The 25,240-nt window shown below is 33.4% G+C and carries 24 protein-coding genes and 1 tRNA gene; 7 read left to right on the top strand and 18 right to left on the bottom strand.

The features are described from left to right. Positions 1–133 precede the first annotated feature (133 nt). Both glpD and B11cv2_RS02740 read left to right on the top strand, forming a co-directional pair. A complete protein-coding gene (gene glpD, locus B11cv2_RS02745; protein WP_100693209.1) occupies positions 134–1,657 on the top strand; it encodes a glycerol-3-phosphate dehydrogenase in 1,524 nt (507 codons plus the stop codon). Positions 1,658–2,629: 972 nt separating this feature from the next. Then, complete coding sequence (locus B11cv2_RS02740) at positions 2,630–3,412, top strand: N-acetylmuramoyl-L-alanine amidase (RefSeq protein WP_100693208.1); 783 nt, start codon at positions 2,630–2,632, stop codon at positions 3,410–3,412. A gap of 640 nt (positions 3,413–4,052) precedes the next feature. Here the strand turns inward: B11cv2_RS02740 and B11cv2_RS02735 are convergent. The 4 genes from B11cv2_RS02735 to folE form a co-directional block, all read right to left on the bottom strand. Then, positions 4,053–4,544 carry a hypothetical protein gene (locus tag B11cv2_RS02735; protein WP_100693207.1) on the bottom strand — a complete coding sequence of 164 codons (492 nt, stop codon included), beginning with the start codon at positions 4,542–4,544 and terminating at the stop codon, positions 4,053–4,055. 140 nt (positions 4,545–4,684) lie between these two features. Beyond that, positions 4,685–5,866: an alpha/beta hydrolase gene (locus B11cv2_RS02730; protein ID WP_100693206.1), complete on the bottom strand. Its 1,182-nt coding sequence runs from the start codon at positions 5,864–5,866 to the stop codon at positions 4,685–4,687. Between the two features lie 196 nt (positions 5,867–6,062). Continuing rightward, positions 6,063–6,147, bottom strand: a tRNA-Leu gene (locus tag B11cv2_RS02725). 143 nt (positions 6,148–6,290) lie between these two features. Beyond that, entirely contained in the window at positions 6,291–6,905 is a 615-nt protein-coding gene (folE, locus tag B11cv2_RS02720) for a GTP cyclohydrolase I FolE (protein WP_100693205.1), read from the bottom strand. Between the two features lie 113 nt (positions 6,906–7,018). On the opposite strand from folE, the gene B11cv2_RS02715 reads away from it, so the two are divergent. The 3 genes from B11cv2_RS02715 to thrS all read left to right on the top strand — a co-directional run bounded on the left by B11cv2_RS02715 (position 7,019) and on the right by thrS (position 9,891). Further along, complete coding sequence (locus B11cv2_RS02715; RefSeq protein WP_100693204.1) at positions 7,019–7,456, top strand: iron-sulfur cluster assembly scaffold protein; 438 nt, start codon at positions 7,019–7,021, stop codon at positions 7,454–7,456. Next, positions 7,449–7,793, top strand: a complete 345-nt coding sequence (gene yidD, locus B11cv2_RS02710) for a membrane protein insertion efficiency factor YidD (protein WP_100693203.1) — start codon at positions 7,449–7,451, stop codon at positions 7,791–7,793. Before B11cv2_RS02715 ends, yidD begins: the two co-directional genes overlap by 8 nt. A 133-nt stretch (positions 7,794–7,926) precedes the next feature. Then, complete coding sequence (gene thrS / locus B11cv2_RS02705) at positions 7,927–9,891, top strand: threonine--tRNA ligase (RefSeq protein WP_100693202.1); 1,965 nt, start codon at positions 7,927–7,929, stop codon at positions 9,889–9,891. A 47-nt stretch (positions 9,892–9,938) separates the two neighbouring features. On the opposite strand, the gene B11cv2_RS02700 is transcribed toward thrS, so the two are convergent. From B11cv2_RS02700 to B11cv2_RS02680, 5 genes are all read right to left on the bottom strand, one after another. Next, positions 9,939–10,442 carry a MerR family transcriptional regulator gene (locus B11cv2_RS02700; RefSeq protein ID WP_100693201.1) on the bottom strand — a complete coding sequence of 168 codons (504 nt, stop codon included), beginning with the start codon at positions 10,440–10,442 and terminating at the stop codon, positions 9,939–9,941. Positions 10,443–10,631: 189 nt separating this feature from the next. Continuing rightward, complete coding sequence (locus B11cv2_RS02695; protein WP_100693200.1) at positions 10,632–10,943, bottom strand: integration host factor subunit alpha; 312 nt, start codon at positions 10,941–10,943, stop codon at positions 10,632–10,634. A gap of 74 nt (positions 10,944–11,017) precedes the next feature. Continuing rightward, on the bottom strand, positions 11,018–11,989 hold the full coding sequence (locus tag B11cv2_RS02690) for a beta-ketoacyl-ACP synthase III (protein ID WP_100693199.1): 972 nt from the start codon (positions 11,987–11,989) through the stop codon (positions 11,018–11,020). A 37-nt stretch (positions 11,990–12,026) separates the two neighbouring features. Continuing rightward, positions 12,027–13,097 (bottom strand): phosphate acyltransferase PlsX, encoded by a 1,071-nt coding sequence (gene plsX / locus B11cv2_RS02685; protein WP_100693198.1) that lies wholly within the window; start codon positions 13,095–13,097, stop codon positions 12,027–12,029. Positions 13,098–13,233: 136 nt separating this feature from the next. Beyond that, positions 13,234–13,791, bottom strand: a complete 558-nt coding sequence (locus tag B11cv2_RS02680; RefSeq protein ID WP_100693197.1) for a DUF177 domain-containing protein — start codon at positions 13,789–13,791, stop codon at positions 13,234–13,236. Between the two features lie 228 nt (positions 13,792–14,019). Here B11cv2_RS02680 and B11cv2_RS02675 point away from each other — a divergent pair, with 228 nt between their 5' ends. Further along, the gene (locus B11cv2_RS02675; protein WP_100693939.1) at positions 14,020–14,535 is read left to right on the top strand and encodes an outer membrane protein assembly factor BamE; all 516 of its coding nucleotides are present in this window, start codon (positions 14,020–14,022) and stop codon (positions 14,533–14,535) included. Between the two features lie 50 nt (positions 14,536–14,585). Here B11cv2_RS02675 and nusB read toward each other — a convergent pair whose 3' ends face one another. The 6 genes from nusB to glyA all read right to left on the bottom strand — a co-directional run bounded on the left by nusB (position 14,586) and on the right by glyA (position 19,114). After that, complete coding sequence (nusB, locus tag B11cv2_RS02670) at positions 14,586–15,056, bottom strand: transcription antitermination factor NusB (RefSeq protein WP_100693196.1); 471 nt, start codon at positions 15,054–15,056, stop codon at positions 14,586–14,588. A 2-nt stretch (positions 15,057–15,058) separates the two neighbouring features. Further along, the gene (locus tag B11cv2_RS02665) at positions 15,059–15,517 is read right to left on the bottom strand and encodes a 6,7-dimethyl-8-ribityllumazine synthase (protein ID WP_100693195.1); all 459 of its coding nucleotides are present in this window, start codon (positions 15,515–15,517) and stop codon (positions 15,059–15,061) included. 72 nt (positions 15,518–15,589) lie between these two features. Continuing rightward, on the bottom strand, positions 15,590–16,207 hold the full coding sequence (locus tag B11cv2_RS02660) for a riboflavin synthase (RefSeq protein ID WP_100693194.1): 618 nt from the start codon (positions 16,205–16,207) through the stop codon (positions 15,590–15,592). Beyond that, positions 16,189–17,313 (bottom strand): bifunctional diaminohydroxyphosphoribosylaminopyrimidine deaminase/5-amino-6-(5-phosphoribosylamino)uracil reductase RibD, encoded by a 1,125-nt coding sequence (gene ribD / locus B11cv2_RS02655; protein ID WP_100693193.1) that lies wholly within the window; start codon positions 17,311–17,313, stop codon positions 16,189–16,191. The genes B11cv2_RS02660 and ribD overlap by 19 nt, the downstream gene beginning before the upstream one ends. After that, a complete protein-coding gene (gene nrdR, locus B11cv2_RS02650) occupies positions 17,306–17,788 on the bottom strand; it encodes a transcriptional regulator NrdR (RefSeq protein WP_100693192.1) in 483 nt (160 codons plus the stop codon). The genes ribD and nrdR overlap by 8 nt, the downstream gene beginning before the upstream one ends. A 12-nt stretch (positions 17,789–17,800) precedes the next feature. Further along, the gene (gene glyA, locus B11cv2_RS02645; RefSeq protein WP_100693191.1) at positions 17,801–19,114 is read right to left on the bottom strand and encodes a serine hydroxymethyltransferase; all 1,314 of its coding nucleotides are present in this window, start codon (positions 19,112–19,114) and stop codon (positions 17,801–17,803) included. 322 nt (positions 19,115–19,436) lie between these two features. On the opposite strand from glyA, the gene argC reads away from it, so the two are divergent. Continuing rightward, on the top strand, positions 19,437–20,369 hold the full coding sequence (gene argC / locus B11cv2_RS02640) for an N-acetyl-gamma-glutamyl-phosphate reductase (protein WP_100693190.1): 933 nt from the start codon (positions 19,437–19,439) through the stop codon (positions 20,367–20,369). Positions 20,370–20,387: 18 nt separating this feature from the next. On the opposite strand, the gene B11cv2_RS02635 is transcribed toward argC, so the two are convergent. The 3 genes from B11cv2_RS02635 to hfq all read right to left on the bottom strand — a co-directional run bounded on the left by B11cv2_RS02635 (position 20,388) and on the right by hfq (position 24,748). Continuing rightward, entirely contained in the window at positions 20,388–21,464 is a 1,077-nt protein-coding gene (locus tag B11cv2_RS02635) for a COX15/CtaA family protein (protein ID WP_100693189.1), read from the bottom strand. A gap of 1,650 nt (positions 21,465–23,114) precedes the next feature. After that, positions 23,115–24,461 carry a GTPase HflX gene (hflX, locus tag B11cv2_RS02625; protein ID WP_100693187.1) on the bottom strand — a complete coding sequence of 449 codons (1,347 nt, stop codon included), beginning with the start codon at positions 24,459–24,461 and terminating at the stop codon, positions 23,115–23,117. Positions 24,462–24,508: 47 nt separating this feature from the next. Next, positions 24,509–24,748: an RNA chaperone Hfq gene (hfq, locus tag B11cv2_RS02620; RefSeq protein ID WP_100693186.1), complete on the bottom strand. Its 240-nt coding sequence runs from the start codon at positions 24,746–24,748 to the stop codon at positions 24,509–24,511. Positions 24,749–25,240 lie beyond the last annotated feature (492 nt).

Here is a 25,240-nt window from a genome sequence, read left to right as displayed (position 1 = left end):
TCTGATAAACAGAATATTTTCATGCATATTTTCATATTTTTTTGTTAAAAGAAATATGAAAGCATTCGATATAAAGCATTCATCTTAATTACTCAAATATCGCCATCATTAACTCCTGTAGAGCCAACTTAATATGAAAAAAGAAAAAACAATGAAAGCCACAATGCATTATGATCTATTTATTATTGGCGGAGGAATAAATGGGTGCGGAGTAGCCAGAGATGCAGCTGGTCGTGGATTTAGTGTTGGATTAGCTGAAATGAATGATCTTGCATCAGGTACATCAAGTGCATCAACAAAACTTATTCATGGTGGTCTTCGTTATCTTGAACACTATGAATTTAGATTAGTTCGTAAAGCATTAAAAGAACGTGAGATTATTTGGCGTATGGCTCCACATATTGTACATCCTATGCGCTTTATCCTACCTTATCATAAAAAATTACGGTCTTCTTGGATATTACGTTTAGGACTTTTTATTTATGATTATCTTGGCGGTTGGAATCAAATATTTCAGCGTACCAAAATGGTTAATTTTTCAAAAAATTTTTGTACTCCTCTTAAAAAAAATTATTATAAGGGTTTTGAATATTCTGATGCGATAGTAGATGATTCTCGCTTGGTCATTGCTAATGCGCGAGATGCAGAAAAATGGGGAGCTGATATAAAAGTACGAACAGAAGTCCTATCCTTAACAATAAAAGAGAATAAATGGCTTATTACTCTTCATGATAAATTGAGTGATAAAAAATATTGTGTTACAGCTTCCTATATTGCAAATATGGTTGGTCCTTGGATTAATCATGTTTTAGAGAACGTTTTAAATTCTACAGAATTTCCCTCGATGCGGCTTGTTAAGGGATCTCATATTTTGGTTCCAAAACTTGATATGCATAATCGCGCTTATATTTTACAAAATAACGATAATCGTATTATTTTCGCTATTCCATATCAGGAAGAATTTACATTAATAGGAACAACAGATTGTGATTACCAAGGTAATCCTACTGATGTATCTATTAGTGATGAAGAAATTGATTATATTTGCACAGTAGCAAATGAATATTTTACACAACCGATACTGCGTGAAAGCATTATATGGACTTATTCAGGTGTTCGCCCTCTTTATGATGATGGTGCTTTAATAGCTCAAGAAATAACACGTGATTATGTCCTAAAAGAAATAGGAATAGAGAACACACCGAAAATTCTTAATCTGTATGGTGGGAAAATAACGACTTATCGTATATTGGCCGAAGATGTGATGAAATTTGTTGAAAAAGCGCTTGGTTCTAAAAAAGGACCATGGACACTAAATTCTGTTCTTCCTGGAGGTGATTTTCCATATAATAGATTAGATATGATTGAAAACAGAATTTCTGTTTTACTTCCAGATTTAGATGCTTTTACTTGCCGTAGGCTTGCTCATTCCTATGGTTCAGAAACATTTATAATATTTGTGAATGGGAATGTGGATAAAGGAAAATATTTTGGACATGGTCTTTATGAAATAGAAGTGAAATGGTTAATGGAAAAAGAATGGGCAAAAACATGTGAAGATATATTATGGCGCCGTTCAAAACTTGGCCTTTTTTTTACTGAACAAGAAACTGATGCTCTTGCTAAGTATATAGAAAGTAAAAAAGAAAATGAATAAAAAATATCTTTCTTTTTAGATTATATAAAATTTTATACCCAAATTTTGATAAGCTTATAAAAAATTTTTATAATTAAATATTTCTATAGTAACTTGTATCATTCAATTTATTCTAATTTCAAATCTCATTAATCACATCGATAGCTTTTCTCATTATGATACTTATAACGGCTAGTGTATAAATATAACTGCTGATAAATTAGAATATCATATACATCTTGTAATTTTATGATAAGAGTATTTATAAATCTTTTAGCAAAAGAAGTGATTATTGTATCAGTTAAATTTATATTCTATTGAAATGATCTAAAATCTTGTTTTATTAAGTGATAGCAAGAGTAATATGCAGTAATAATTTATAATAAAAAATACTTAATAATTACTAATTTTATATAACTTAAATATTACAATGCAATTTACCAAAAATATTTAAGCTAAATAAATTAGCTTATGATTATATGTTAACAACTATAAAGCCTCACGTTAGCTAACAAACAGGTCTAAGCGTTTAAGGCTATTTCTTCTATTACATCAAATATCACTAATCAGCAAACATCTTGAAATGAAAAACCTGTTGACTTCTATAGACAACTCTTAAATCAAATACAAACCACATCAATACCATAATTATCCTTATTTTCGATCTCCTCCTAATTAAAAACACGCATTCCTGAAGAGAATAACTGAACTTTCTAGATCTCAACATGAATATAAACTACCTAATCATATGAATTTTTAATGTATGTAATAGCAATAAAGAAGTAAAAAAGATTTATTTTTATAAATTATGCAGGATAATTATAAATATATTTTAAAACATAATTATTGAATTAATTTTATCATGTTCTTCTTTTTTCTATTAATTATATCATATTTCTTAGTTATTATTTTTTATAATAAATAAAATTAATTATTGTAATAATATATAATATCGTTATGCTATAATTAAAGATTAAATAAAGGGGGTTTATTATGCATAAAATTGATTATAATAGCTATCGTACTGTAAAGGGTTTTAATCGTCGGGTTCGCTTTCTAGTAATGCATTACACTGCAGCCAACTTTAAATCATCTGTTATAACTCTCACAGGACCTTCAGTCAGCGCTCATTATCTTGTTCCTGATCCTTCAGAACAGACATACATTGATGCAGGTTTTAAAGATATGCGCATTTTTAATCTGGTTGATGAAAATGAGCGAGCATGGCATGCTGGCATTAGTTCATGGGCTGGACGTAATAATTTAAATGATACAGCTATTGGAATTGAAACAGTTAATCTAGCAACCGATAATAACGGGAAATTTACATTTCCACCTTTTCATCCAGAGCAGATTGATGCAATTAAAGAACTTGCATTTAATATTCTTCAACGTTATCCAGATATTTCACCAACTAATGTTGTTGGCCATAGTGATATTGCTCCTGGAAGAAAAATAGATCCAGGCGCAGCTTTTCCATGGAAAAAACTTTATGATTCAGGTATAGGGGCATGGTATGATGCTGAACAAAAAGATTCTTATCAAGAAGAGTTCACTAAAGATCCTTCACTTTTCGCAAAAGCAAAGGAAGAAGTCATAGCTAAACTGAAAAAGTATGGATACGATATTTCAGGTGCAAATACTGAAAGTGGGTATAAAAATTTAATTATGGCGTTTCAACTCCATTTTCGTCAAGAAAATTATAATGGGCTTTTGGATATTGAGACCGCAGCAATTATTTACGCATTGGTAGAAAAATATTTCCCATCAAAATAATTTAGCTTAGTTTAAATTAAAATATACATGATTGTTACAAAAGATTTTTTTCCTTCATAGAATTATTAGCTTTAACAATTAAAGGTGACATACTTTAATATTTTTATGAGTATCACAACTTATTTATAGTGCTAATTTAGAATAAATAAAAGGAATAGAAAAGCTTTTTTCTAATCCTTTTATCCTTTATAAGCATAAAGAATTTCATTTAGCCTTAAAACGAATTTTAAAGAAAAAGAAAAAATGATACACTTTTGGTTTTTAATCTATAAAATAGTCAATATATAAATTTTAGTTGGATTTCACAATCAAGCTAAATCAGAAGTTCAGCCATATTAATGATTTCATCTAGAATCTAGTAAATTTTTCCTCGAACTATTATAATTAAAGAATCAAATTAAATACCTTTAAAATATAATAGAAGGTAATGATACTTTTTATAGAATAATTTTTTTGATAATATCAACCTCCTAATACTTATTTTTGTTAAATGAAATTTCTTTTTTATTAAATTATTTAAAAATAAATACAGAAAATCTATGTATCTTTCTTTAGCGATGTTATCTAATTTAATCCACTTATCAAAATTTATAGATTACCAAATTCCCATACATTTTAGCTTGTATTTTGAACTGCACGATTATTTTTCAAAAAGATGTGGATTCTCAAAAGCAAGATTCTGCCGTGCTTTTTGTAATCGTTGAATAATATCATCAATTTTGGATGAAGAATAAGATGTTTCCTGATTATCAGTTAATAAATTTTGTTTCTCTTCACCTTCATAAAAATACTGAATTTGTGATTGAATTGTTCGTATTTCTTGGAATAAAAGGCGACTAGTTTCTTTAAAACCATTATTAAGTGAAAAAATTTGATCGGAAATTGACATTAAAATTTGTTTTAAAAAATGCTCGTTTTCTTGACGTTTGCGATATTCTAAAACAAGAGCATAACTTATTTCATCTAACTGCTGTTTAGTAGAATCAATTTTATGCAATAAATCCGGTGCTCCATTTATATTAGCTTTTTTTATTTTCAAAAGCATAGCATAAATATTTAATAGTCTAACAGCAGAATAAGATAAATAATCAACTAATGTAAGTGTCTTAGTATAGTATTTTTGTTGAACCATTATAACTCTACCTAATGATCAGTTGTATACATTTATTCCACTATTCATTTTAAATCCTATAGAGTTATTCTAAAAAAAGTGCTAAAAAAACCTCTTTTCTAATTTATTGGTATTAAATTATTATATTTGATTTTTTATATTTAATAATTAGTTAATGGAGATAAGAGACGTATAGGCGTATAAAGAATAAAACTCGCTGTTCTCTTTAAAATATTGTTACCATCAGCAAGAATCGCCTCACTAGGTGATAATTCTGTCTCTTGCATAATTGTTGAAGCTAAAGATCCTTCTCGAGATAGAGCCATTAATGTTGGTGAAGATGCAAATACATTATGCGTCCCACCATCAACATTAGATAAATCAAGAATAGCTATCCCATTCTTCCGCAATATTTCAATATTTGAACCATCCCCTACACGAGGATGTCCACCTGTAAGGCGACTTGAAACAGCAAGAGCTTTATCCTTACGAGATACCAAAATGGCTGTTGGCTGAGGTAATATTTTAATATCATTAAGTTGACGCTCAAATACATCAAGGTCAATATCAGGAGCTGCCATTAAAAAACTCGTATTACGTTGAATTAGCTTATATTTTCCTTGCAATGCTAGAGTTCTAAATGCTTCCATCGTAACGAAATTACCCATAGAGTGGGCAATAATTGAAATTCTATCAGCATCTGTTTCACTAATAGCAATCAAAAGTTCTATCAATCCATCACGCGCAAAATTAGCGCTATCACGATCATAAATATAAAGAGGTATTGCACCAGCTGAAGGCCATGAATAGTGTACATTAACAACATTCAAGCAATAATCGTAAGCAAATTGAGCTGTACGAAATGTACCATCCGCAAAATTGTTATTGTAACCATGGATAAAAAGGAAAATTTCTTTTTTTCCTTTTGCTTTTTTTGCTAACGCAATATTTAATTGCTGTTTAAACTGTTCTTTATTATCATATTTTTGCAAAGCGACTGCTGCAAAATATTTATCATGACTAGGTTTATAGGCATTTGTCTCAACCATACCTTTCACATGTTGTTGAGGAATTCCTACATCAACGCGATTGTAATGTACTTTATTTGATCGTTCTGCTCCATAAGGTTGAGAATAATTATCCTGCATCATACGACTTGTAGCAACGTACACTGGGATAATAGCTTTCGGAAGAATTTTCCCTTCAACCTTTCGCTGTGTAGCAACCATAGACGGTGTTGCATGTATTCCATGCCAAAGGACAGCACGCGAGCTACCGCATGCCACCAACAAAGTAGCACAAATAAAAAGAACTAAATGCCTCAGCAGTAATACACTTCTCACTGCAATACTACCTAATCTTATCAGATAAACAAGAACTCATATTTCGTACCTATAATGATAACATAAGATACAGATTCTAATAACCTGCAAAAAAGCGATCATTATATAAAACATTTTTAAAATGTGCAAATGAGCATTGAGTGCCCACTATTATAGCTTTTATCGTACTTTAAATACCAATCATAAAAGATATAAATGGTGCGGTCGAGAAGACTCGAACTTCCACGAGTTGCCCCACAGCGACCTCAACGCTGCGCGTCTACCAATTCCGCCACGACCGCACACGACAGAGTAAAATACATCACTCTTCGCATTTAACAAATCATACAATAGGGTACAAGTTTATTTTTATATCACCATAATTTATTTTACACTACTTCAATTTAACAATGCAAATCCTTAAAATGCATATTTTCTATATTACCTAGCGTATCAATGACATAAAACTATCTTGTGCCATTTGATTAGTTTGATAATACCCATGAAAACTTGTTGTAATAGTCGTAGCACCTTGCTTTCGTATTCCTCTCATACCCATGCACATATGCTCAGCCTCAATCACTACAGCAATACCACGAGGTTTTAGATGTGTCTTTAAAGCATCTACTATTTGAGCTGTCATGATTTCTTGTGTTTGTAAACGACGAGAAAAAACATCTACAATACGTGCAATTTTTGAAAGTCCAACAACTTTTTTATCAGGAAGATAGGCAACATGAGCTCTACCAATAATTGGAAGCATATGGTGTTCACAATGTGAATAAAAAGAGATATTCTTCAATATAACCGGTTCACTATATCCTGAGACTTCTTCAAAAACTGTAGCCAAAATTTCTTTAACTGATTCGTTATAACCACTAAAAAGTTCATGATATGCTTTAGCAACACGACTTGGAGTATCTAATAGCCCTTCTCGATTTGGATCTTCTCCTATCCATAACAGTAATGTGTGAATTGCCATTTCCACTTCTTCAACACTAGGCTTTTTTTTCTCAGAGAAAAATGAATTAGTTGCTCCTCCTTTTATGATATCACACATTAAAAACTCCAACTTATTACGTAGTAAGACATATATATGTATTTTATATAATCTTTATATAAATGAATTAAAAGTTTAAATAGCAATAACTCTTGAAAGTCAGATAATAGCCTATGATTGACAACATATATAGTCATAAAATACTTGAACATGCTGCACATATAAGCAGAATTGGTCGCCTTAACAATCCAGATGCAACATCAAAAAAATATGCACGCTTTTGTGGATCCACTGTTACCGTAGACCTAAAAGTAAAAAATAGCACCATCATAGATTTTTCTCATGAGATATGCGCATGTGTACTTGGACAAGCTTCATCTTCTATTCTTGCAAATCATATCATTGGTCAAAAAACCCAAGATCTTAAAATATTATATGAAATTATTCAGCATATGTTAATAAAGGATGGCCCTCCCCCTTCACCTCCATTTGAGGAATTTGCCTGTTTAAAACCCATTAAAGACTATCAAACACGTCATGCATCGGTAATGCTTACTTTTGATGCAGTCATAGATTGTATTAAACAAATTGAAGAAGAAATGAATGACTAAACAACACGTCAAAACAAATAAAAAATACACAAGAAACTATACAGGACCTTGGCAGAAGACACCTGGACGATTACTTGGTATTGGACTCATACGTTTTTATCAAATAACTCTATCTAGCTTTATAGGTATTCATTGTCGTCACAGACCAACCTGTTCAGAATATACCTACGAAGCAATTGCGCGCCATGGTTTATGGGCAGGCGCATGGATGGGACTTTTTCGTCTTATACGTTGTTGTCCTTTTGGGACAACTGGCTTTGATCCAGTACCAACCTCTATTGAAAATTCCTACAAGCCTTGGTACTATTGGAAAATTTCTATTAAACGTAATAAATAATTCTTTCTTTTTTAATGTATTATGCATAAAAAAGAATTGATAAAATATCAGCTTATTAGCTTTAATTAATTATTGCTAAATGTTCACGAAACCATCTGCAATCGTTAGCAGAATTGGATTAAAAAGGTTCTTTATGTCTCGCTCTATTTCTCTTTCTTTTCCTGATGGCTCAAAGCGCGATTACCAGACAGAAACAACTGGTTTAGAATTAGCTGAATCTATTTCTAAGTCTCTTACAAAAAAAGCAGTTGCTTATAGTCTTAATGGAGTTATTAGAGATCTTTCAGACCCATTAGAACAATCTGGACAAGTAGAAATCATCACCCGCGATGATCCACGTGCACTTGAATTGATACGCCACGATTGCGCGCATGTTTTAGCTGAGGCAGTACAAGAGCTTTTTCCTGAAACACAAGTGACAATCGGCCCTGTTATTGAAAATGGTTTTTATTATGATTTTGCGCGTAAGCAACCTTTTACATTAGATGATCTGACTACTATTGAAAAAAAAATGCGTGAAATTATTCAACGCAATCAACCTTTTAGAAAAGAAATTTGGTCTCGTGAAAAAGCTAAAAAGATTTTTTCTGAAAAAAATGAGCTCTATAAAGTCGAGCTTATTGATTCTATCCCTGATGATCAAGATTTAAAAGTCTATTATCAAGGCGACTGGTTTGATCTTTGCCGTGGCCCCCATATGCAATCTACGGGCCAAATTGGTAATGCATTTAAATTGATGAAAGTTGCAGGTGCTTATTGGCGTGGTGATGCCAATAATCCTATGTTAACGAGAATTTATGGTACAGCATTTACTAATGAAAATGACTTAAAAGCCTATCTTCATATGCTAGAAGAAGCTGAAAAACGGGATCATCGCCGTTTAGGACGAGAAATGGATTTATTCCACTTTCAGGAAGAAAGCCCAGGAATGATTTTTTGGCATCCAAAAGGTTGGAAAATGTTCCAAAATTTGATCAGTTACATGCGTCGTCGTCTCGACAATCATAAATATGCTGAGGTTCAGGCGCCACAAGTTCTTGATAAGTCACTCTGGGAAATATCAGGTCACTGGGGATGGTATAAAGAAAATATGTTTAAAACAATTCCAGCTGCCGATGACTGGAATGATGAATGTACTTACGCTCTAAAACCAATGAATTGTCCCGGCCATGTACAGATCTTTAAACACGGTTTAAAATCCTATCGTGATTTACCCGTTAGACTAGCTGAATTTGGCCTTGTTCATCGTTACGAGCCTTCAGGTTCTTTACATGGACTTATGCGAGTACGTAGCTTTACACAAGATGATGCACATATTTTTTGTACTGAAGAACAATTAGCTGATGAATGCCTTAGTATCAATGATTTAATTTTATCAACCTACGCAGATTTTGGTTTTAAAGAAATCAGCCTTAAGCTCTCAACACGACCAGAAAAACGTGTTGGCTCAGATGAATTATGGGACCATGCTGAAAATATCATGACATCTGTTCTTAAAACTATTGAAGAAAAATCTTCAGGATGTGTTAAAATAAGCATTCTTCCTGGTGAAGGTGCATTTTATGGACCAAAATTTGAATATATACTGACAGATGCTATTGGCCGCGAGTGGCAATGTGGAACGACACAAGTAGATTTTAATCTACCTGAACGCTTTGGAGCATTTTACATTGATAAGGATTCAGAAAAACGCCAACCTGTTATGATCCACCGAGCTATTTTTGGTTCAATGGAGCGTTTTCTAGGTATATTAATTGAGAACTTTGCTGGTCACATACCATTCTGGCTTGCACCTCAACAGATTGTTGTGGCGACGATTACATCCGATGCGAATGAGTATGCCAAAAAAATAACAGAAAAACTCAAAGCTCTTGGTCTTTCAGCAAAACTAGATTCCCGCAACGAGAAAATTAACTACAAAATACGCGAACACTCTTTACAAAAAATTCCTGTAATTTTGGTATGTGGCAAACAGGAAGCTCAAACAAATAGTGTTAATGTGCGCCGTTTAGGAAGTGTAGAGCAAACCTTTTTACCTATAGAAAAGGTATTTGCGCAATTGCTGGATGAAGCAACACCACCAGATTTACGTCATTAATCAATGCTTGATATCATAAAATAAAAAATACTATAAATAGGTTGTGATTATCGAGCTTTGTCAAGGATACGTTTGCACTCAATTAACTCAAAAAGCACTTCCTGTAATAAGGCTTTATCAGTTTTATCTCGATAATTATTTATAGTCCCCAAAGGGGCTTCTCCTTCATTCTTCATAAAACCCAAAAGCCCAAACGCTATTTTTTTTGACTTAGCTGGCACAAATTCAGATTCTTGTTCTGCACATTTTTTTTCTATTAAAATATTCATGGCATCAAGATCACCTTTGCCAAGGTCAACAACAAAAGCCCCCCCCTTCTCTTTTAAAATACGTTGCACACCTTTTATAGTATAACCTTGTCCGTAAAGTAATTGTTTTATACCATTGAGCAAATCGATATCATTAGGGCGATAATAACGACGTCCCCCCCCACGCTTCAATGGTTTAATCTGAGGAAACCGTGTTTCCCAGAATCTTAATACATGCTGCGGAATCCCCAATAAATCAGCTACTTCACTAATTGTGCGAAAAGCATCGGGGCTTTTATCCATTTTATAATACCTCACCTAAAATTATATCAATATTTTACAGTTACTGATCAATTTCATATTGAGACTAATCACAATATAAAATCTCTCCAATAAGAAACTATTCACTTAAAATATAAGAGAAAAGAATCTAATAAATGTAAAACTCTTTAACAAAGAACAAACATCTTAATATTGTCTATTAATATAAAATTATTTTTTCTTTGCGCGATGCGTATCCAAAATCCTTTTCTTGAGCACATTTGCAGCCTTGAATGTTATCACACGCCGTGGTGGAATCGATGCTTCAACGCCTGTTTTTGGATTGCGTCCAACTCGTTCACTTTTATCACGAACTTGAAAAGTTGCAAAAGAAGATAATTTAACCATTTCACCTCTGACGAGTGAATTGCATATTTCATCTAAGACTAACTCAACTAAATCGGCTGATTCAGTGTGTGACAAGCCCACTTTTCTGCAAACCGCGCCAGCCAAATCTGCACGTGTTACTGTCTTACTTGTCATTATTCACCTATTAAATATTAAAAATTACAAAGAAATTTATATGTTTTATTTAAATATGGTCAAGCTGCTATAATTTACCAGCGGATGAGAATTGCTCCCCATGTAAAACCTCCACCCATAGCCTCTAGCATAATAAGATCTCCTTTTTTAATCCTTCCATCTTGAACAGCAGTCGCTAAAGCTAACGGTACCGATCCTGCAGATGTATTACCATGCTGATCAATAGTAATAACAATCTGGTCTTTGATGATTCCTAGCTTTTTAGCTGATGCTTCAATAATACGTCTATTAGCTTGATGAGGTACAAACCAATCTAATTGAGAAGGGTTCATCCCAACTGCTGCAAAACAATCATCAACTACATCAGTTATCATACTAACTGCATGTTTAAAAACTTCCCGCCCATCCATGCGTAAATAACCTGTTGTTTGTGTTGTTGAAGGGCCACCATCAACATACAACTTATCTACATATTCACCATCAGAACGCAATTTAGCCGATAATATACCAGAATCAGAAGAAGTGCCTTCAAATTCTTGAGCTTCTAAAATAGCTGCACCTGAACCATCGCCAAATAAAACACATGTTGTACGATCTTGCCAATCTAAAATTCGAGAAAATGTGTCAGATCCAATCACCAAAATCCTTTTTGCTACTCCACAGCGTAAATAAGCATCTCCCGTTACCAATGCAAAAATAAAACCAGAACAAACCGCTTGAATATCAAAAGCAAAACCATGTTTCATTCCCAAAGCATGCTGAATTTCAACAGCAGAAGCAGGAAAAGTACGGTTAGGTGTTGAAGTTGCTAAAATAATACAATCAATATCCTTCACCGTCATACCAGCATTCTTCAAAGCTTCTTGTGCAGCTTGTACTCCTAAAGAAACAGTAGTTTCATTACTATCAGCAATATAACGTTGACGAATTCCTGTGCGTTGAACAATCCACGAATCAGATGTTTCAACCAACTTTGTAATCTCATCATTCGATACGTTTTTTTTTGGTAAGGCACTTCCCACACTACACACAACTGATCGAATCATGTCGCCTTAACCTTCTCCTCTATACTGCAAATATCTATCATACTACCTCCATATTTGTCCCAGCTTCACCTTCATTACCTAAAAATAATTCTTTGCTTTCATGAAAGAAGCGTAAATCCGTAGCTATTTCTTTTAAGAGCCCATTACTTACCATTTCATACCCAACACGAATAGCAGAAGCGAAACCGTTAGCATTAGCACCGCCATGGCTTTTGATAACAACACCATTTAAACCTAAAAGGACACCACCATTAACCCTATCTGGATCCATTTTATGTTTCAATTTACGAAAAGCATTTCGTGATAAAAAATACCCAATATATGAAAAAATAGAACTACGCATAGCAATATTTAAGGTTTCAGCCATCTGCCGAGCAGTTCCTTCTGCAGCTTTTAAAGCAATATTACCGGAAAATCCCTCAGTGACAACAACATCAACGATTCCTTTTCCAATATCATCTCCTTCAACAAATCCCTTATATTCTAAACCATCTAATTGTACTTTACGTAACATCATCCCCGCTTTTTTTATTTCATCCAAGCCTTTGACTTCTTCAACCCCCACATTTAATAATCCAACGCTTGGCTTTTCAATATGATATAAAGCACGGAACATTCCAGCACCCATAACTGCTAAATCAACCAATTGACTAGCAGATGCTCCAATTGTTGCGCCAATATCCAAAACAATACTTTCACTACGAATCGTTGGCCAAATACCAGCAATACCAGGACGTTCAGCTTCCGCCATCATTTTTAAACAAAAATAAGACATTGCCATGAGAGCACCAGTATTACCAGCCGAAACGCAAGCATCTGCTTTGCCATTTTTTACGGACTCAATCGCATGCCACATTGATGATTTCCCACGCCCATTACGAAGTGCTTGGCTAGGTTTTTCATCCATACGCGTATAACCTTCTGTAGGATAAAAACAGGACGCTGCAACCAAATGAGGGTATTTTTTTAAAATCGGTTCAACAACTTTATCTATCCCATAAAACAAAAAATGAATATTTGGCAAATATTTCTGAGCAATTGCAGCTCCCGCAAGAGTAATTTCTGGACCATAATCACCACCCATTACATCCACAGCAATTTTAATCACGCTTGCTTATCCTATATCTTTACATTTAAATCGCGACGGTTTGCTATTAAACAATTATAAAAATTATCGCTACAATTTCTTTCCAGAAGATACTGTTTTTATACAAGTATACAACAGATAATTTATATGTTTACAATCACTTCCACTCTTTTAAAACAAAAAATGGTGACGAATTTTGTTTAATTTTTTCTAAATTTTTAACTGTATCTAAATTAACGCCTTCTTTACGTGGATATTGATTAATTGATAATTCTAAAAACTCTTCCATGACTGCACCAATATCAATTTTATCTCCAAAAAACACTTCTGGTATATCTGATCCTTCCACATCTAAAAATAATTCACCCGTACCCTCTGATATTTTAGGCTTAACTAAATTTGAGTCTTCAGGAACAAAAACAATGTTAATATTTTCACGAATAATATCTTCTAATGGCTCTAATGTAATAACGCACGATTGTATTATGTGTGCTTTTAATAAACCTTTTACACGTACTCCACGTTTTTTCCATGGTAAAATACAAAATTCTCCCTCAAAAAATTTTACATCAACTAAACCGTGATTCTTAGCTAAAGATCCACATTCCTGATGATTTGCACAAATATGCACTTTTATTCCTTTTGTAGGTAATGAGCGCACTGATACTGGATAAGTTAAAGCAAATTCCATTTGAGAAATACTTGAAATAGTCATTAGCGACTCCAAAATGTAAAAAAGAATATATTACACTGCACCTTCTGTTTGACCAGATTATATTTTATGAATTTTTTTCTTTTCTAAAGAAACTCTATATGGCATTATAATAAGGAAAGTCGTCGTAAGATATGGTGAATAATCATTAAATCAAAAATTTCAGAAAGACTTGAGATCAGCTTTTCATCATATATTGCTAAGTGTAAAATGGAGATATCATTGTTTCAAATACCCCACATAGTAAACACTAAACGAAAATTACTGATGAGCCTCTCAATAATAAGTATAATGGGAATTGCGGGTTGCAATCCACTCAGTTATTTAAACTCAAGTCAAATATATAATTCCCTTAATTCAAGCCAAATATATAAAGAAGGTTATATTCTTGATCAAAATGCTCTTGATTCTATTTCTATTGGCTCAAGTCAAGAGCAAGTTCTTTTATCTTTAGGATCTCCTTCTCTGAAAACGCAATATAATAATGAAGTTTTCTATTATATTTCACAAACTCGATACCGAAAAATGCAATTTATGAAAACCAAAATTACTGATCGCAAAGTTTTAGCAATCTACTTTAATAAAGATCGTCAAGTTACAAAAATAGCTAACTACGGTTTACAAGATGGGAAAATTTTTGATTTCATCGCACAAACAACACCAACTGGTGGTAATGATCAACCATTTTTAATTCAACTTATCAAGGGTGCCCCAGATCCTACAGATGATCCAGTTATTAACCGCTAGTTTTTAATGTTCAATTAAAATCCCGATAATATTGGGATTTTTTGACAAGTCTATTGACACATTTCCTTTGCTATACTGTCAAGAACTGCATTTACAAGCCTTGGTTCATCATTGTCAAAGAAAGCCTTGGCTATATCAATATACTCATTCAGAATGACAGCAATTGGCACATCTTTGCGGTTGATTAATTCCCATAAACCCGCACGCAAAATTGCTCGTAATGTAGAATCAAGACGTGAAAGCGCCCATTCTTCAGAAAGTTGTTTATGAAGCATAGGATCAAGCTGCTTTTGATCTCTTACGACTCCAACAATAATAGAGCAAAACCATTGAAAATCAGCATCAAGATATTGGCTACCGTCAATATCTTTTCCTAAACGATAAGCCTTATATTCAGCTATTACTTCCATAGCACCAATGCCAACCATATCCATTTGATAAAGCGCTTGTACCGCAGCGAGTCTTGCTGCCCCTCGTTTATTAGCTAAGCGTAGAAAATCTTTGCCTTTTACATCATCCATATTTAATGATTATCTCCAAATTTTTTCTTTAGAGCAATCATACATAAAGCGGCTTTAGCAGCAAAACCACCTTTATTTTTTTCATTGTTTCTTACACGTTCCCATGCTTGTAATTCATTTTCAACAGTCAAAATTCCATTGCCAATAGCTAATTGTTGATAAATGGTCAAATCCATCAATGCACGACAAGAATTATCAGCCACGATTTCAAAATGATATGTTTCTCCCCGAATAACGCAACCAAGTGCTATATAACCATCGTAGTATGTTTCATTACTTTTTTCAGCTAGAGCTATTGCACAAGGAATTTCTAATGCTCCTGGAACCGTTGTGATATCATAACTCACTTCAGCTTTTTGCAAAACACTAACTGCACCTGCAAGAAGAGAATCGGAAATTTCATCATAAAAACGCGCTTCAACAATTAAAACACGCAACTTTTTATGCCTATTTTTTGCCATATGGCTCCTATCAGAAAAACAAAGGAACTTGAAATTATTGTAATCCCAAGTTTAAGAAAAAACAAAACAATTTTACGACTTATTCATTTTAAAATTTGAAAGTCTAGCTACATAACGAGCCAATTGATCAACTTCCAAGTTCACCTGATCTCCAACATCAGCATGCCCCCAGGTTGTCATTTCAAGTGTATGACGAATAATAAGAACATCAAAAATATTATTTTCAACATAATTAACAGTCAATGATGTTCCGTTAAGTGCAATAGAACCTTTTTCTGCAATAAATGGAGCTAATTGCATTGGAACCTGCAAACGAAAACGAGTTGCACCACCTTCATTTTTTTTCTCAATAATCTCAGCTAGACCATCGATATGGCCAAAAACTAAATGTCCTCCCATTTCGTCACCAAGTCGTAGTGAGCGCTCTAAATTAATCAAAGTTCCTTTTGTCCATTGCGCAAGATTAGTTAAACGCAGTGCTTCTTCCCATGCCTCAACAATAAACCAATGAGAATCTATAGGTTTTAATGCGCGTTCAACAATCGTCAAACAAATACCTGAACATGCAATTGATGCACCTATTTCTAAACTCTCCACATCATAATGAGTAGAAATATTTAAACGCATTCCCTGTTTTAAAGGTTGAATATCTTCAATGCAACCAATATCCGTTACGATCCCTGTGAACATAATATCTTACGTCTCCATTTATACAAACGATCATTCCCCAGCATTCTCATTTCAACTTCATTAAATTCTGAAAGATAAGATTGAAAATGAGGAGCCTTAATTCGATCTTTCCCTAAAAGAATCGGCGCATAAAAACATATCAAACAATCTACACAACCAGCATCTAAAAATATTTTTCCTGTCTTTGCTCCTCCCTCAAGTAAAACACTATTGATTTTACGCTGATAAAGTAGCTGTAAAATAGCAAAAGGTGATAACAAATTATTGTTAGTATTCACTGAACATATGGTTACACCACATTGTTCTAAAGCTATTTTTTTTCTTTTTTTCGAAGAAGCTGTACTACAAATAACCCATGTAGGAATATTCGCTGCTGTTTGAACGACTTTCGCACAAAGAGGAATGCGTAAATCTTTATCCAAAATAACACGTATAGGTGAACGGATTTCAAGTCCTGGCAAACGACAATCTAATTGTGGATCATCTGCTAATATAGTGCCAATACCAACCATAATAACATTATTTTGGGCACGCAAAATATGAGTTTGTGTACGAGAAATTTCTCCACTAATCCTTACACTCCCTTTCCCTTTTTTGCCTATGCCATTATCTGCAGAAATAGCCATTTTCAAAGTAACTTCACAACGCTGCAACTTCTTTACACATAAATAAGCACTTAATGTTTCAAAAGCCTCGTCAGCTAAAACCCCTTCAACAACTTCAATACCTGCTGCACGTAAGAGAGCAATACCACAACCATAAACTCGCTGATCCGGATCAGAAAGAGCAATAACAACTCGAGTAATACCTGAATTAATAAGTGCATTAACACATGGTGAAGTTTCTCCATAATGTGAACATGGCTCTAAAGTAACGTAGGCAGTCGCACCATAGGCCAAAGGGCCTGCCATAAGTAAAGCTTGCACTTCAGCATGAGGTCTTCCCTGAAGAGCGGTTACACCATAACCAACAATAGACGCACCCGCCCCTTTATTTTGTACAATTAACGCACCGACAGAAGGATTTTCACCCGTAAGACCGATATGCCGTTCTGCCAAACGAATAGCAGCAGCCATAAATCGCTTATCTTGTTCTGCTTTATCCATCAAAACCAGATTCTATATCTATTGCATTTTTTGATAACTCATCTATCACATTATGAAAATCACTTGCGTTACGGAAATCACGATATACAGAAGCAAAACGAATATAAGCGATATCATCAATACCTTTTAAAGATTCCAGTACAAGATGACCAATTTTTTCTGAGGAAATCTCAGGTTCTCCTAAACTCTCAAGCTGTCGCACGATACCGGAAATTGCCTGTTCAATATGCTCAGAATCAATATCACGTTTACGTATTGCTAGATTAACCGACCGCATTAATTTATCACGATCGAACAACTCACACCGACCACTTTTTTTGAGAACAAAAAGCTCACGTAGCTGGACACGTTCAAAAGTCGTAAAACGACCACCACAAACGGAACACACACGCCGACGACGGATGACTGTTGCCTCTTCCGTAGGACGTGAATCCTTAACCTGTGTATTTTCACATTGGCAATAAGGGCACCGCATCTTTTTTATACCTCAACAAGAACTCAAACAAGAATAAAGAGGAAATTCACTTGTCATATCACGGACCTTCTTTTTGACAGCTCTTTCAACTGAAGTATTCTCTCCATCATTTCGTGCCAAACTAAGATTATCAAGAACCTCTGCAATAAAATTTCCAATCTGAGTAAACTCACTTTCTGAAAAACCACGTGTTGTTGCAGCAGGTGTACCCAAACGAATCCCTGAAGTTATTGATGGTTTCTCGGGATCAAAGGGAATACTATTTTTGTTGCAAATAATATTAGCACGGCCCAAAGCTTGTTCTGCACCCTTTCCTGTTATATTTTTAGAACGCAAATCGACTAAAAATAAATGATTATCTGTACCACCAGAAACAATATTAAAACCATTATTTTTTAAGCTTTCTGCTAAAGTTTTAGCATTAATAACTACATTAGCAATATAGTCTTTAAAAGCAGGTTGCAAAGCCTCTCCCAATGCAACAGCCTTAGCTGCAATAACATGCATTAAAGGGCCACCTTGAAGACCTGGAAAAACTGCCATGTTAATTTTTTTTGCTAAGGCTTCATCATTTGTCAATATCATACCACCACGGGGACCACGCAACGATTTATGCGTTGTTGTAGTGACAACATGAGCATATGGTACAGGTGAAGGATGAGCATTTCCAGCAACTAAACCTGCAATATGAGCCATATCAACCATCAAATACGCTCCAATTTCATCTGCAATTTCACGGAACAATTTCCAATTCCATAAGCGTGAATAGGCTGTGCCACCTGCTAAAATAAGCTTTGGTTTATGCTTTTTTGCTAAACGCTCTATTTCCTGCATATCCAGAAGCTGATCTTCTTGACGAACACCATAAGAAACAACATTAAACCATTTGCCTGACATATTAACAGATGAACCATGGGTGAGATGGCCACCAGAATTCAAATCCAGCCCCATAAATGTATCACCAGGCTGGAGCAGAGCTAAAAATACAGCCTGATTCATTTGGCTACCAGAATTAGGCTGCACATTTACAAAAGCTGCACCAAAAAGCTTTTTTGCTCGCTCAATTGCTAATTCTTCAACTAAATCAACAAAATGACAACCACCATAATAACGCTTTCCTGGATAACCTTCTGCATACTTATTGGTTAAAATTGATCCCTGAGCTTCAAGAACTGCCCTTGAAACAATATTTTCTGAGGCGATCAATTCAATCTCATGACGCTGACGTCCAAGCTCACCACTGATTGCATCAAAAACCACAGAATCAGTAACTTGTAAACTATCATTAAAAAAACACTTCCGCAGATCATTTGCTTGCTTGGTCATAAACATGTCCTAAATATTAGAAATTAAAGTAATAGAAGGTAACACAGCAAATCTTATAGACAAAATCTTTTAAATTTAATTTCAAAAACTGTAAATACAGCAAAAGTTCAGTCTATATCTTTATTTTTGTAATAATAAAATCCTATCTTCAAAAAAATAAATGACAAACAAATTACATTCTAAAACTTATATTACGTAATGTTATTATACTCTTTTCAAACAAGAAAATAATAAGCTTGCAGTTCTAAAATATCCAATTATTTAATTGAATAGAATATTAAAAATGGGATCTAACAGTAAAAATTAAATTTAAGGATAATAGATGGCAACAAAAATTTTTATTGATGGTGAACATGGAACAACCGGACTGCAAATACAAAAGCGATTGGCGAAACGTTCTGATTTAGAATTGCTATCTATCCCTCACAAAAATCGCCATAAGCTTGATTCTCGAAAAGACTACCTTAATCAAGCTGACATTGTTATTTTATGTCTTCCGGATGAAGCCGCACAGGAAACTGTTAACCTCCTTAAAAATAATAAAAAAATTAGAATTATTGATAGCTCAACAGCGCATCGTACTGCTGCAGACTGGGTTTATGGCTTTCCTGAAATGACAACAGGACAAAAAAAACGTATCCAAGAAGCGCACTATGTTGCAAATCCTGGATGTTATCCAACCGGCGCAATTAGTTTGATTCGACCATTACGTGAAGCAGGTTTAATAGACTCTGATTACCCAATATCAATTAATGCTATATCTGGCTACACAGGCGGTGGCAAACAATTAATTGCTCAAATGGAAGATCAATCTAAAAAAGATTCTCTAAAAGAAAACTATTTTATTTATGGTCTAAATCTTAATCATAAACACATTCCCGAAATCAAAATTTATGGGCAAATTAGCCAAACACCTATTTTTGTGCCAAGTGTTGGCCGTTTTCCTCAAGGAATGATTGTTAATATTCCCCTACATCGCAGCTTATTTACAAAATCAGTTAACTGTTCTGATCTTCGTGAAATTTTTCATGTTCATTACAATAAACAAAATACAATATCTATTGCATCACAAGAAGAAACCGAAATACTAACCAAACTAAACCCAGAATCCTTAGCACATAAAGATAGTATGAAACTTTTTGTTTTTGGCAATGACAATGACGGTATTTTCAATCTTTGCTCTATATTTGATAATCTCGGAAAAGGAGCATCCGGATCCGCTATTCAAAATCTTGATTTAATGCTTTCAGGCTGAAATATTTTTAAAAAGTTCTTATTTAAGAACAAGATATGACCCCTTTGTAGCCCGCCAATGAACAACTGAAAAACACAATACTGCTAAAGCAATACTTTGATGAATAAGGCCCCAACTAATTGGCACTTCATTTAACAATGTAATAATACCCAAAAATGCCTGAACAACTATGATAACAAATAACAAAAATGCACGACGAGCATGCGTTGAGTGGGGATTTTTTTTGCTTACATACAAAACGTGGATAATAGCCATAATAAATAAAAAATAAGCAAAAAAACGATGTACAAATTGCACTGTTAAAGGATTTTCAAATAAACTGAGCCAAACGGGATTATAGTTCAGCAATCCATCAGGTATAATTTGTCCATCCATTAATGGCCATGTATTATAAACTTTGCCTGCATGAAGACCTGCAACTAAAGCACCAAAATAAATCTCAACTAAAATGCAAAAAACAAGCCAACCTGCAAAACGTTGTACAGTTTGACCTGCCGGTTGTTCTGAATATTCTGTAAGACCTCGAGATAAATAAGTAACAAAAATAATCACAAAGCATGCTGTTATTAGATGAATCGCTAAACGATATTGACTAACGCTTGTTAAATTACTTGATCCCAAACCAGAAGCTACCATCCACCAGCCAATAACCCCTTGAACAGCAATAAGAACTGGTACGGATACAAGCTGAAGAAGAATATTTTTTTCGATACGCTTAGTTGCCCAAAACCAAATTAAACCGCACAAAGCTAAAAGACCAACCAAACGACCAAGAAAACGATGACCCCATTCCCACCAAAAAATCACTTTAAATGCATTTAAAGTCATATCACGATTGAGTACTTTATACTGTGCTATCTGTTGATATTTTAAGAACTCTTCCTGCCATTGTTCTACACTAATCGGTGGAATTACACCATAAATCGGCTTCCATTCAGTTATTGATAATCCAGATCCTGTCAAACGGGTAGCTCCGCCTATTAAAACAATCGCTAAACAAAGCAATAAAATAGCATAAAGCCATATCTGTATTTGCTTTCGATTTTGTTTTTGTAGTGGCGTCAAAGCTATATCATTCAACCTTTTTATTGTCATTTCTGATTATCTCCAGTTTATCTACAACTACAAAAATGCCCTATTAAACACCAAAGCCCTGCTATAAGATATAATTAGCGCTGTTTTTGCACATTACAACTATGAATTGATACAATAAATATTCTTGAGAATTTATATATCGTCTGCGCTATATCCAATTATGTTTACAAAGTAGAACACCACAAACATAATAATCTGTCAATTCTGCAATTTCTTCAAATCCATATTGAGGCTCGACAGTCATCTCTAAAATAATAAAATCATAATCTTTTTTAAATTCTTGTAATATATATAATTAAGGATAACATTTGAATTTTTTTTGCGCGCTCAGCAATTCATTATCCCCCACGGAGAAATATCAACTCCTGTATCATAATCATGATAAATAACATCATGCAATTGCTGTCATCCTTTTAAAACATCACTCCTGAACATGAGTTAATCGCTTTTTCTATTTGTTGCCAAGAAATATCTACCAACAAGATTATTTTATATTCCTTGATAAGAAGAGATAATTTTTCTGCTATTCTTGCGATTTCTTGTCCGATGATTGAAAAAACTGTTGAAACACGCAATTTTAAGCAAACTGATAATTTCTCTATTGTACTCAAAATTTAAGAGCTTCTTTTTGCCTTGAAACAGGAGGTACTACCATTGCTTTTAAAACTTTCTTTCTCTAAGTGTTTTTTGCTACAGAATATTTTTGCAGTAATAGCCCTCCTCCACAAGTGATAAGGATTGAGATTGATCCTTCACAAAAGTACTAATTTTCTCTCTTAACTGTGTTTTAAAGCTTTCTGCAATGATCACATCCCAATGAATTTGATCAACAATCTAGGAAATCTAGGAAATTTTACTTTCTAACTGAGCAAAAAGTTCCTCTATTTCTACCAATCATTACCTTGATTTGACGAAGTCATTAAGCCTAATTGTAAAGCTATATGAGCTTTTTATGTATTCAAAAATCAAGTTTAGTCTTTAGAGCCATAAAAACAGAATTATTCATTATAAATTAAAGATAATAGAGATTGTTCTTTTTGATGCATCATTTTAATAGAAGCAATAGATGAATGAAATATCTTTAAGATATGAAAAGTGTATTTTTATGGTATTTGATCTTGCCTCATGATTTTCTCAGAAAAGCTAGAAAATCAAGTTTCTAAGCCTTGTCAGGTATCCTTCAATATTTTGCTTCAAAAGAAAGATCAATAAAATCACCTTCGCGTAATAATTGGATATTTTTATAAAATCTTTCACGTCTATATCATAGAAAATTATTCTATCAGAACTTGAATAATTTAGAAAAACCGGTTGAGAGAATAGTAATGGGATAATATTATTTTGTTTATCAGTCGATAATCGATAATGGTATTCTATCAGAAGCGCATAATATAAATGTTAATGTTGCTTGGTAAGGTTTTGGATAAACAAAATTCACAATACACAATGTATCGTTATAAAAAAAGCAATGAGAGTTTTTCGCTACATTATGCGTACTAACTTTTTATCGTATTTAAAGATTCATTTTTATTTTAACCAGAAAAATATATTACTCTCTTTTATTTAAGAGATAATAGGAACACTCCTCTTAACTACAGCTTATATTCATTAAAGATAAGAAAATATAAAAACTTTTTATTTACGATAACTTTAGTACATATTTTGTTTTATATAATTCAATCGTTTTCTTGCCTCAGCAGTAAGCATTGCTTTAATAGTAATAGAGCCATCATCGTTGCTTTTTTTTTCTATTTGACCAGAGTTCTTATAGAGCCAATCAATAATCCTCATTTCATCAGGCTTTAAAATCAACTCAACACTCTGTATATCCCCAAAAATCTTCTTTTCAATAAGTGCTAATAATTGACTTAAACCTTTACCAGTAAGGGCTGATATCATCAGTGCAGAATTTAACATTTTTTTTGAATTTGTCTGCAAAACGCCCAATGCGTGTTGATCCAACGTATCAATTTTATTCCAAATTTCCACGATATGATCCGTGTCATTAATATCAACACCAAGATCTGAAAGTATTTCAAAAACATCTTGAGCGTGAGCGTAATGATCAGGATCGGATACATCTCTTACATGAAGAATTAAATCAGCTTCTATCACTTCTTCAAGGGTTGCTCTAAAAGCTGCAATTAAATGTGTTGGTAAATTAGATATAAAACCCACAGTATCGGATAAAAGAACTGTTTGCCCATGAGGTAGAACAATTTTACGTAAAGTGGGATCAAGAGTTGCAAATAGCATATCCTCTGCCAATACATTAGAATCACTTAAACGGTTAAAAAGTGTTGACTTCCCCGCATTTGTGTATCCTACCAAAGCAATAACAGGATGAGGTATCCTTTTTCTTTTAGCTCTGTGAAGAGCACGTGTTTTAACAACAGTTTCTAATTCGCGACGAATACTAATAATTTTATTTTGCAAAAGACGTCTATCTGCTTCAATTTGAGTTTCACCAGGCCCCCCCAAAAAGCCAGTACCACCACGTTGCCTCTCCAAATGTGTCCAACTACGAACAAGCCTACTTTTTTGATAAGATAAATGAGCCAATTCTACTTGTAGAACCCCTTCCTTTGTTCGTGCCCGATCACCAAAAATTTCAAGAATCAAAGCTGTTCTATCGATAACCTTACAATTCCATAATTTTTCCAAATTACGCTGCTGCACTGGTGTTAGAAAATGATCAACAATCGAAAGCATAATATGATGCTCATTTATATAATGAGCAAATTCATTCGCCTTACCTATCCTAAAAAAAGTTGAAGAACATGGCTTAGCAATATTGATAATTTCATAATGAACAACATTCAATTTAATAGCACGTGCTAACCCTAATGCTTCTCTTACTCGAGAATCTACTGAGTGTTCATTGAAAGTCTTTTTCTGCTTGTATCCATCAGAACAGATCGGTACAAAAATAACAACACGCATCTGCTGCTCAATCTGTGAAATAAACTTCCCAGATTTCTTATTTTTACATATCATGACAACTTAAAAATTATAAAAAGGATAAAAGATATACTATAGGCTGTTTACTGATCATCTTCATTTTCGAACAGCTGTACAGATTGCCCAGGCATAATTGTAGAAATAGCATGTTTATAGACTAACTGCACATGCCCATCACGGCGTAGAAGGATACAAAAGCTGTCAAATGATGCAACAATACCTGTCAGCTTAACACCATTTACAAGAAAAATTGTAAGAGAAATTTTTTGCTTACAAACTGTATCTAAAAAAATATCTTGCAGGTGTTGTGATCGTTCTGCCATTATTTTTACACCTTGTGTTGTGAAATGCATAAATATTTATCACAGTTTTTTTAATATATATTGACTGAAAGTACTAACTTGTCAATGTATCCGTACTAAAAATTTTATAAGATATTATCTTATATTAAATTGAATATAATATTTATGAATTATGAGCATAAAAATTAGCAAATTCAGATACAAAGTATGATAACTTTTTAGCGTTTACTTGGCGTTAATAAATATTATTTAAAGATTCACTTTACTATTTTTCAATAAAATTTTCAGTAAAAATACGATATTTTTTAACTGAAAGAATAATAATCATATTTATTTTATAAGGAATAAATGATTAGAGTATCTAATTTAGAAATATAGTACTTTGATAAAGTAAACTTGTATTCAAACGCAATTTTTAATATTATGTCTTCTTATTATAAAAGAAATTAATGTGACACAGCAATTTATCCTCAAGACAAATATCGCATTGTAATATTATTTTTTGTATATCGA

The sequence above is a fragment of the Bartonella sp. 1-1C genome, from assembly GCF_002810325.1.
GTDB lineage: Bacteria > Pseudomonadota > Alphaproteobacteria > Rhizobiales > Rhizobiaceae > Bartonella > Bartonella rochalimae.
The sequence above is the reverse complement of the archived record's forward strand: the minus strand, read 5'-3'. Positions and strand labels throughout refer to the sequence as shown.